The sequence below is a fragment of the Pseudomonas sp. BP01 genome (genome assembly GCF_022760795.1).
Classification (GTDB): domain Bacteria; phylum Pseudomonadota; class Gammaproteobacteria; order Pseudomonadales; family Pseudomonadaceae; genus Aquipseudomonas; species Aquipseudomonas putida_Q.
The window spans coordinates 1-315 of sequence record NZ_JAFBKA010000119.1 but is presented as its reverse complement, the minus strand read 5'-3'; the positions used below and the strand labels follow the sequence as shown (position 1 = coordinate 315).

The window sequence follows — 315 nt, the reverse complement described above, 5'->3', positions numbered from 1 at the left end:
TTGGCAGCAACACTCCGGTAGTGCAGTCGATCGCGACTGTTGCAGGCGCGGACGTCGGCAAGTTCGAGCAACTGACCCTGGACAAGACCCCGGTCAGCACCGCCGTCACCGACGAACCAGGTTCGGGTACTCCGGGCACCGGTAACCAGGGCGACCTGGTGCAGGTCACGATTACTGCCGACCAGACCTCGGTGGCCGAGAACGTCAAACCGACGTTCACCGTGCATATCAACCAACCGCTGGCCCACGACCTGGTTGTGACCCTGAGCAACAACGCTCAGGTCACCATCAAGGCCGGTGAGACCAGCGCGCCGT

1 protein-coding gene is annotated in these 315 nt (G+C 62.9%); it reads left to right on the top strand.

Going from position 1 to position 315, the window contains the following annotated elements:
* The coding region (locus JOY50_RS28745) for an immunoglobulin-like domain-containing protein (protein WP_243056199.1) at positions 1-315 on the top strand (315 nt) is incomplete at both ends.